Source organism: Clavibacter sp., from assembly GCF_014802555.1.
Lineage (GTDB): Bacteria > Actinomycetota > Actinomycetes > Actinomycetales > Microbacteriaceae > Clavibacter > Clavibacter sepedonicus.
The window spans coordinates 1-8,454 of record NZ_JAAVCB010000023.1 but is presented as its reverse complement, the minus strand read 5'-3'; the positions used below and the strand labels follow the sequence as shown (position 1 = coordinate 8,454).

Sequence of the window (8,454 nt, the reverse complement as noted above, 5' to 3'; positions counted from 1 at the left end):
GGCGTTAGCGTGAGTCACGAAGACCTCCGGTGATGACGTGTGCTTGGTAACTCACATCGTCCCGGAGGTCTTCGCTATCCGCCCACGCGTTCACAACCTCCCGAGGAACTACAGCTAGCTCAGGCGACGACGTCCTCCCCGTGGGCGAGGATCCGCTCGAGCTCGGCGAGCTGCCGCGGCGACGGATCCACGAGCGGCGCCCGCACGGATCCCACCGGCACGCCGCCCAGTCGCAGCCCCGCCTTGATGAGCGACACCGCGAACCCGGGCGTCTCGTCGCGCAGGCGCACGAGCGGCGTGAAGAACTCGTCGAGGAGGAAGCGCTGCCGCTCGAGGTCGTCCGCGCGGTAGGCCGCGTGGAACGCGCTCGCGACGCGGGGGGCCATCGCGAACACGGCCGACGAGTACAGCGGCACGCCGATCGCCCGGTACGCGGCCTGGCTCGACTCGGCCGTGAGGAGCCCGTTGAAGAACTGCACGTCGTCGCGCCCGGCCCGGCGCGCGGCGAGCACGAAGCGCTGGAACAGGGCCACGTCGCCCGCACCGTCCTTGATCCCGGCCAGCGTCGGCAGCGCGAGCAGCCGCTCGACCGTGGCCTCCGTGAACTGCGCCTGGCCGCGGTGGTACGCGATGAGCGGCAGCGGCGTCGCGTGGGCGACGGCCTCGACGTAGGCGGCGAGGCCGTCCTGCGGGCCGGCGACGAGGTACGGCGGCAGCACGAGGATCCCGTCGGCGCCGAGCTCCGTGGCCAGCTGCGCGCAGCGGCGGGCGTGCCCGAGCGGCCCGCCGACCCCCGCGATGACGAGGTGGCGCCCACCCGCGGCGGCGACCCCGGCGCGCACGGCCTGGGCGTACTCGTCGATGTCGAGCGCGTGGAACTCGCCCGTGCCGCACGCGACGAACGCGGCGCCGGCGCCCTGGTCGAGGCCGTGGGCGACGTGCGCGCCGAACACGTCGACGTCGACGCGGTCGGCGGCGTCGAACGGCGTGACGGGGAAGAAGAGCACGCCCTCGAGGGGCGGCAGCAGGCCGGCGGGGGTGGTGGCGGTGTCGGTCGTCGTCATCAGTACCTCGGGAGGGTGGGGTCGTAGGCGGGCTGGATGCTCCGCATGTAGCCGGAGTCGTCGCGTACGGTTCGCCCCGACTCGACGTACACCAGGTGCTGGCGGGCGAGGGCGTCGCGGTCGAGCTCGACGCCGAGGCCGGGGGCGGTCGGCACGGCGACGGATCCGTCCACGATCTCGAGCGCGCCCGGCACGATCACGTCGTCGCCGCGGTTCCACGGGTAGTGCGTGTCGCAGGCGTAGGCGAGCTCGGGGCTGGCGGCGGCGACGTGCGTCATGGCGGCGAGCGAGATCCCGAGGTGCGAGTTGGAGTGCATCGAGAGGCCCACGCCGAAGGTCCGGCAGATGGCCGCGAGCTCGCGGGTGTGCGCCAGGCCGCCCCAGTAGTGGTGGTCGGACAGCACGATCTGCACGGCGTCCTTCGCGAACGCCTCCCGGATCTGCTCGAACGTCACGACGCACATGTTCGTGGCGAGCGGCTGCGGCACGTGGGCTGCGACGCGGGACATGCCGTCGATGCCGAGCACCGGATCCTCGAGGTACTCGAGCACGCCGTCGAGCTCGGCCGCGACGCGCAGCGCCGTCTCATGGGTCCACGCGCCGTTCGGGTCGATCCGCAGCGGGTGCGTCGGGAACGCCTCGGCCAGCGCGCGGATTGCGGCGACCTCCTCGTCCGGCGGGAAGACGCCCGCCTTGAGCTTGATGGAGCCGAAGCCGTAGCGGTCGATGAGGAGGCGGGCCTGCGCGACGATCCCGGCGGGATCCAGCGCCTCGCCGAACGCGTCCGGCGCCTCACCCGGGTGCGCGGCCCACTTGTAGAAGAGGTACGCGCTGTACGGCACGGCGTCGCGCACGCGCCCGCCGAGCAGCTCGCTCACGGGCAGCCCCGCGATCCTGCCCCACGCGTCGTGCGCGGCCACGTCGATCATGGAGTACACGACACGGCGCTCCTGGCGGGTGAGCGGCCCGGCGTCGCCGCCGAGCGCCGCGTCCACCGCCCGCTCGATGCCGTGGAGGTCGGTCACGCGGAGGCCGACGACGGCGTCGCGCACGGACGCGACGCGCTCCGCCACGACCCGTCCGCCCTGCCCCTCGCCGAGGCCCACGACGCCGCCGTCGACGACCAGCTCGACGATCGTGCGGAGCGCGAGCGGCTCGTGCACGCCGTCGGCGTTGAGGAGGGGCGGGTCGCGGAACGCGATGGGGGTGACGACGAGGTCGCGGATGATCATGGTGCTATCCCTTCGTCGCGCCCGAGGTGATCCCCCGGATGAGCGACCGCTGCATGAGCAGGTAGATGACGAGGCTCGGCAGGAGCGCGAGCAGCGCTCCCGCGAGCAGGACGCCCGAGCCGACCGTGGGGTCGGTGCGGAGGACGCTGAGCGCGACCGTGAGCGTGTAGTCGCTCGGGTCGTTCGCGGCGATGAGGGGGAGCAGGTACTGGTCCCAGATCATCATGAAGCCGAAGATCGTGACGACGCCCAGCACCGGCTTGCACAGCGGCAGGATCACGGTCCACAGCATCCGCAGCTCGCCGCAGCCGTCGAGGCGCGCGGCCTCCTCGATCTCGAGGGGGATGTCCTTCATGAACTCCGTCATGACGAGGATCGAGAAGCCCCACACCGCCACCGGCAGGATCACGCCGAGCGGTGTCCCGCGCAGGTCGAGCCCCGTGCCGCCGACGTCGCCGATGACCTGCGACAGCGGGATCGCGATGACCTCCTCCGGCAGCATCATCGTGAGCAGGAACAGCAGCAGCACGAACGACTGGCCGCGGAACCGGTGCCGGGCGAGGGCGTAGGACGTGAGGATCGCGACGCTCACCTGCAGCACGAGCCCGCCGCCCGCGATCACGAGCGAGTTGCGGAGGTAGCCGAGCACGCCGGAGTCGAACGCGACCCGGAACGACTCCAGCGACAGCTGCTGCGGGAACAGGTGGATGCTCGTCGACGACGTGAAGGCGTCGAACGCGCCGGACACGATGATCACGAACGGCGCCGCGAACACCACGAAGGCGACGGCGCACAGCGCGAAGCGGATCACGTTCGACGGGCGGAGGCCGGGCTTCCAGCCGAGCGCGCTGTCGAACTGGCCGTCGTTCCTGCGGCGGGTGGCGCCCGTGGGGCGCTCGAGGATGCTCATCTGGCCTTCTCCTTGCGGGATGACAGGGCGCGGACGCCGACGGTGAGGCCCAGGGTCGCGAGCAGCAGCAGCACGGAGGCCGCCGACGCGACGCCCAGGTCGTTGGCCTTGAAGCCGAGCGAGAACACGCGGGTCATCCAGACCTCGGTGGATCCCGCGGGTCCGCCGCCCGTGAGCACGTACACCTCGGTGAAGGTGCGGAGGCTGCGGATGGCCGCGAGCGTCAGCACGACGCTGACGGCGGGGCGGAGGGCCGGCATCACGATGTACCGGAAGCGCTGGCGCATGCTCACGCCGTCGACCGCGGCGGCCTCGTAGAGCGTGCGGTCGATGCCGGTGAGCCCCGCGAGGATGATGACCATGTTGTAGGGCGCGCCCGTCCAGATGCCGACGAGCATCACGTAGCCGAGGGCCGTCGACTGGTCGCTGATGAAGCCCTGCGGCGGGATCCCCACCATCCCCAGCAGCGAGTTGAGGAAGCCGGTCTCGGTCGGGAAGTACAGGATCCGCCAGATCTCGCCGATGACCGCGACCGCCGTCACGACGGGCAGGAACACGGCCGTGCGCACGAACCACAGCCGGCGCGACGTGCCCTCGAGCAGCAGCGCGAGCGCGAGGCCGATGATGAGCGCGCCGACGGTCTGCCCGACGCCGAGCAGCACGGTGTGCCCGAGCGCCTCGGTGAACCGCCGGTCGCGGAGCACGTGCACGTAGTTGTCGAGACCCAGGAACCTGTCGCCGAGGAAGGGCTGGACCTTCACGAAGCTCATCCGGAAGCCCTCGAGCATCGGGATGAACTTGAACAGCGCGCCGAGCACGAGGCCAGGCACGAGGAAGGCCCACGGGATCAGCGAGCGCGTGCGGAACGGCAGCCGGCCCTTCGGCTGCACGGGGCTGGGGGCCGCGGGCGCGCGGCGCTCGGGATCCACCAGGAGCGGTGCGGGGGCGCCGATGCTCATCCCTGCACCCCCTGCTCGTCGAGCTCGTCGGAGAGCTGGGACTGGATGTCGGACAGCGCCCCGGGGATGTCGCTGGAGCAGTCGGCGATGACGCCGTTCAGCCCGTCCGCGACGATCTGGCGGTAGGGCGTGAAGTCGATCGCCCACGGGAACGACCGGCCGTGCTCGTCGTAGACCTGCTTCGCGGTGTCCCAGCGCGGGTCGTCCTTCACCGCGCCGATGTCGACGGAGCTGTTGACGGGGATCCGCACCACCGGCTGCGCCAGCACGCCCTGGTCGTTCGTCTTCACCTGCATGGCGAGCTGCTGCGCCTCGGGCGTGATCATGAACTCGGCCAGCTGCTCCTGCAGGTCCTGCTTCTTCGAGGAGGCGCCGAAGTAGATGTCCTCGCCCTCCGCGAACGAGTCCGTGCCGCCGCCCGGGCCCGCCGGGGTCGGGATCACCTCCACATTGTCCTTGCCGACCGCCGCGTCGAACGAGCTGAGGTTGTAGGGGCCGGTCTGGTAGATGCCGGCCGTGCCCTGCGCGAAGAACGGCGTGTTGGCGATCGTGAGGTTCACGGAGCCGGGGACGACGACGCCCGGGGTGCAGAACTGGTCGCGGATCCACTCCATGGCCTTCTCCGTGCCCGGGTTGTCGAAGTCCGCGGTGTAGGTGCCGTCGCCGTCGTCCTTCAGGATGTCGCCGCCGGCCTGCCAGATGTACGACGCGGCCCAGCGCGCGATGTACCCGTTCTCGGCGCTGCCCGGCACGACCATGCCGTAGGTGTCGGCCTTGCCGTCGCCGTCCGGGTCGTCCTCGGCGAACGCCTTCGCGAGCGCGGAGAGGTCGTCCCAGGTCTTCGGCACCGGCAGGCCGAGCTTCTCGCGCCAGTCCTTGCGGATGAAGGTGATGGCGGCCTGGCGCGACCACGGGATGCCGTAGTAGTCGCCGTCGGTGCCGCGCGTGCTCTGCCACGTGGCGTCGGAGATCTGGTCGCCGCCGGCGACGGCGTCGCGGTCGACGGGGCGGAGGAAGCCCTGCGACTCGTAGGTGCCGAGGTTGCCGGCGTCGGTGACCATCACGTCGGGGAGGCTCCGCTGCTGGGCGCGCGCCTGCAGCTGCGTGTCGAACTCGGGGACGGGCTTGTAGTCGATCTTGATGCCGGTCTTCGCGGTGAAGGCGTCGAACACGAACTGGTAGGACGCGGCATCGTCCGGCGTGCTGCGCGTCCACACCTCGAGGGAGCGGTCGTCCGCGGAGGTGGAGCCGCCGCCGTCCGACGCGGAGCAGGCGCTCATGGTGCCCGCGAGCGCGGCGACGGATGCCAAGGCGATCGCCCTCCGCACGAGTCGAGTCTTCATCATCGAATCTCCATTTGCATGCTTGAATGCATTGCGTCAGTGTGAATGCGCTGCTACGGTAATGCAATCGACGGCGATGTCAATCGCCGGTGGGACGACCCTGAGGAGAAGGCATGGCGGACACGACGCGCATCGTGATGACGGGGGCCGCCGGCATGGCCGGACGCGGCGTCCGGCCCCTGCTGCGGGCGGCGGGCCACGAGCTCGTGCTCCTCGACCTGGTGGATCCGGAGCCGGTCGAGGGGGAGCGTGCCGTCATCGCCTCGGTGCGCGACACCGACGCCGTGCGCGATGCCGTGCGCGGCGCGGACGTCGTGGTGCACCTCGGCGGGATCAGCCGCGAACGGCCGTGGGACGACGTGCTCGCGGCGAACATCGACGGCACCCGGAGCGTGCTCGACGCCGCGCGCCAGGAGGGCGTCCGCCGCGTCCTCCTCGCGAGCTCCACGCACGCCGTCGGCTTCCACCCGGTGCCCGCGGTGCCCGTCGACCACCTGCCGCCCCGGCCGGACAGCCTCTACGGCGTGACGAAGGCGGCCATGGAGGCGCTCGGATCCGTGTACGCCGACCGCCACGCGATGAGCGTCGTGAGCGCCAGGATCGGCACGCTCCTCGACCGGCCGACGGGTCGCCGCTCGCTCTCCACCTGGCTCTCCTTCCCGGACCTCGCGCGGCTCGTCGAGGCCGTCGCCGCGCTCGAGGAGCCCGGCCACCGCATCGTCTGGGGCGTGTCGCGCAACGCCCGCGCGTGGTTCTCGCCCGAGTCCGGCGAGCGGATCGGCTACTACCCTGAGGACGACGCGGAGGCGTTCGCGGCCGGCATCGTCGACGTGGACGACGCCGACGTGGACGACGCCGACGCGAACGGACTCATCGGCGGCGAGTGGGCCGCTCCGGAGCACGCACTGGGAGACGCATGGTGACCGACGGACCGGCAGGGGAGCGCGGGGCACGGCCGGTCAAGTCGGCGGAGCGCACGCTGGCGCTGCTGGAGCGGCTGGCCGCGTCGTCCGAGCCCGTCTCCGTCGTGGACCTGCACCGCGCGTCCGGCTACCCGCGGTCGAGCCTGCACCAGCTGCTGCACACCATGGCGGCGAGCGGCTGGATCCAGATGCTGCAGGACGGCACGCACGTCTCCATCGGATCCCGCGCGCTCGTCGTCGGCACCGCCTACCTCGACCGCGACCGGGCGCTGCCGCACGCCCTCGCGGCCCTCGAGCGGATCCGCGACGAGACCGGGTACACCGCGCACTACGCGCGCCGCGAGGGCGACCGCGTGCTGTACCTCGCCACGCGCGAGACCACCGAGTCCCGGCGGGCGACCTCGCGCGTCGGCCGGCAGCTGCCCGCGCACGTGACGTCGCTCGGCAAGGCCCTGCTCGCGGAGCTCAGCCCCGAGGAGCGTCGGGAGGTGCTCGGATCGGGCCCGCTCGCCGCCCTCACCCCGCAGACCGTGACTGACGTCGCCGCGCTCGACGCGCAGCTCGACGCGGCGCGTGAACGCGGCTACGCGCACGAGCGCGAGGAGAACCTGGCCGGCGTCAGCTGCGTCGCGGTGAGCGTGGGCTACCGGATCCCCGCGACCGACGCGATCAGCTGCTCCATGCCCATCGACCGCGCGAGCGACTCCGAGGTGGAGCGCGTCGCGGGGATCATCGGCGCGCACGCGCACCGGCTCGCCCAGGCGCTGCGGTCGGCGGGCGTGCGATGAGCGTCGCGTTCTGCGCCTACCCGTGGGACCTGATCGACGACCCCGACGCTGTCACGCGGGTCCGGGCCGCGGGCGCCGACGGCGTCGCCATCGCGGCCGCGTACCACTCGGTGCGGGCCGCGACGCCGCTGCATCCGCGGCACCGCATCGTGGACGCGCGCTCCGCGGCGCTGTACCTGCCGGTGCGCGAGGGGGCCTGGGGCGAGCTCCGGCCCGACGACGACACCCCGTGGGTCGGCCCGGACGCGTTCGCCCGGGCCGCCGCGATCGCGCGCGCCGCGGGCCTCCGGGTCGAGGCGTGGATCGTCCTCACGCACTCGACGTCGGTCGGCACGCGCAACCCGGGCAGCTGCGTCGTCAACGCGTTCGGCGAGGCGTACCCGTACGCGCTCTGCCCCGCGCGCCCCGAGGTGCGTGAGTACGCGACGGCGCTGGTCGCCGAGACGGCCCGGGCGGTGGACCTCGACGGCGTGATGCTCGAGGCGTGCGGCCCCATGGGCCTCGGCCACCTCGGGCACCACGAGAAGACCGCGGGCGCCGACTGGTCGGCCGAAGCCGAGGCGCTGCTGTCCATCTGCTTCTGCACGGTGTGCGTCGGGCTGCTCGCGGAGGAGGGCGAGGATCCGGACGCGCTCCGCGCCGACGTGCGCGCCCGCGTCGACGCGGACGGCGGGCTCGACGGGCTCGACGCCGTCCTGCGCGTGCGCAGCCGGGCCCGGCGGCAGCTCCTCGACGCGTGCCTCGCCGCCGCGCGTGACGCCGGCGTCGACCGCGTCGTCGTGCACGCGCAGGCGGATCCGTGGGCCACCGGGCCGTTCGCCGCGCTCCTCGACGACCTCGACGAGGTGGACGGCGTCGTGGTGCTCGACGCCGTGGCCCACGACGCCGACGCGATGCGCGCGCTCCGCGAGCGGCTGCCCGGCATCCCGCTCGGCGGCTACCTCTGGGCGCTGCCGCCGGCGACGCCTGCGAGCATCCGCGCCGGCTGGCCCGCGGCCGTGCGCGGGATAGACGACACGTACGTGTACCACCTCGGCCTCGTCGGGCGGGATCGCCTGGCTGCTGTGGGCGACGCGCTGCGCGAGGCGGGCTCGCCGGCCTAGTTGTACTCGGCCATGACGTTGGTGACACTTCGGGGCGTGTGAAGAGGCCTCCTGGCTTGATGGAGCTGTTCAGTTCAACCATCGCCAGGAGGCCTCGATGTCCCACGGTAATGCTCGTCTGACGGTTCACGG

General features: G+C 72.5%; 8 protein-coding genes. 3 read left to right on the top strand and 5 right to left on the bottom strand.

All coding sequences use genetic code 11. The annotated features are described in order from the left end of the window. Positions 1 to 119: 119 nt before the first annotated feature. From HDR73_RS02810 to HDR73_RS02790, 5 genes are read right to left on the bottom strand one after another with little or no spacing between them, the layout of a single operon-like run. A complete protein-coding gene (locus tag HDR73_RS02810; protein ID WP_012299637.1) occupies positions 120 to 1,064 on the bottom strand; it encodes a 5-dehydro-4-deoxyglucarate dehydratase in 945 nt (314 codons plus the stop codon). Next, positions 1,064 to 2,296 (bottom strand): enolase C-terminal domain-like protein, encoded by a 1,233-nt coding sequence (locus HDR73_RS02805; RefSeq protein WP_012299636.1) that lies wholly within the window; start codon positions 2,294 to 2,296, stop codon positions 1,064 to 1,066. The genes HDR73_RS02810 and HDR73_RS02805 overlap by 1 nt, the downstream gene beginning before the upstream one ends. Positions 2,297 to 2,300: 4 nt before the next feature. Then, on the bottom strand, positions 2,301 to 3,206 hold the full coding sequence (locus HDR73_RS02800) for a carbohydrate ABC transporter permease (RefSeq protein WP_012299635.1): 906 nt from the start codon (positions 3,204 to 3,206) through the stop codon (positions 2,301 to 2,303). Continuing rightward, the gene (locus tag HDR73_RS02795) at positions 3,203 to 4,165 is read right to left on the bottom strand and encodes a carbohydrate ABC transporter permease (RefSeq protein WP_012299634.1); all 963 of its coding nucleotides are present in this window, start codon (positions 4,163 to 4,165) and stop codon (positions 3,203 to 3,205) included. The genes HDR73_RS02800 and HDR73_RS02795 overlap by 4 nt, the downstream gene beginning before the upstream one ends. Next, on the bottom strand, positions 4,162 to 5,511 hold the full coding sequence (locus tag HDR73_RS02790; protein ID WP_012299633.1) for an ABC transporter substrate-binding protein: 1,350 nt from the start codon (positions 5,509 to 5,511) through the stop codon (positions 4,162 to 4,164). Before HDR73_RS02790 ends, HDR73_RS02795 begins: the two co-directional genes overlap by 4 nt. Before the next feature lie 110 nt (positions 5,512 to 5,621). On the opposite strand from HDR73_RS02790, the gene HDR73_RS02785 reads away from it, so the two are divergent. From HDR73_RS02785 to HDR73_RS02775, 3 genes are read left to right on the top strand one after another with little or no spacing between them, the layout of a single operon-like run. Beyond that, positions 5,622 to 6,431: an NAD-dependent epimerase/dehydratase family protein gene (locus HDR73_RS02785; RefSeq protein WP_012299632.1), complete on the top strand. Its 810-nt coding sequence runs from the start codon at positions 5,622 to 5,624 to the stop codon at positions 6,429 to 6,431. Then, a complete protein-coding gene (locus HDR73_RS02780; RefSeq protein ID WP_012299631.1) occupies positions 6,425 to 7,219 on the top strand; it encodes an IclR family transcriptional regulator in 795 nt (264 codons plus the stop codon). The genes HDR73_RS02785 and HDR73_RS02780 overlap by 7 nt, the downstream gene beginning before the upstream one ends. Next, positions 7,216 to 8,322 carry a glycoside hydrolase family protein gene (locus tag HDR73_RS02775; protein ID WP_012299630.1) on the top strand — a complete coding sequence of 369 codons (1,107 nt, stop codon included), beginning with the start codon at positions 7,216 to 7,218 and terminating at the stop codon, positions 8,320 to 8,322. Before HDR73_RS02780 ends, HDR73_RS02775 begins: the two co-directional genes overlap by 4 nt. The last annotated feature ends 132 nt before the right edge of the window (positions 8,323 to 8,454 follow it).

Excerpts from the sequence above, each read along its gene's own strand:
- HDR73_RS02775 (WP_012299630.1), top strand. The coding sequence starts at position 7,216 with ATGAGCGTCGCGTTCTGCGCCTACCCGTGGGACCTGATCGACGACCCC.
- HDR73_RS02785 (WP_012299632.1), top strand. The coding sequence starts at position 5,622 with ATGGCGGACACGACGCGCATCGTGATGACGGGGGCCGCCGGCATGGCC.
- HDR73_RS02790 (WP_012299633.1), bottom strand. The coding sequence starts at position 5,511 with ATGATGAAGACTCGACTCGTGCGGAGGGCGATCGCCTTGGCATCCGTC.
- HDR73_RS02795 (WP_012299634.1), bottom strand. The coding sequence starts at position 4,165 with ATGAGCATCGGCGCCCCCGCACCGCTCCTGGTGGATCCCGAGCGCCGC.
- HDR73_RS02810 (WP_012299637.1), bottom strand. The coding sequence starts at position 1,064 with ATGACGACGACCGACACCGCCACCACCCCCGCCGGCCTGCTGCCGCCC.
- HDR73_RS02780 (WP_012299631.1), top strand. The coding sequence starts at position 6,425 with ATGGTGACCGACGGACCGGCAGGGGAGCGCGGGGCACGGCCGGTCAAG.
- HDR73_RS02800 (WP_012299635.1), bottom strand. The coding sequence starts at position 3,206 with ATGAGCATCCTCGAGCGCCCCACGGGCGCCACCCGCCGCAGGAACGAC.
- HDR73_RS02805 (WP_012299636.1), bottom strand. The coding sequence starts at position 2,296 with ATGATCATCCGCGACCTCGTCGTCACCCCCATCGCGTTCCGCGACCCG.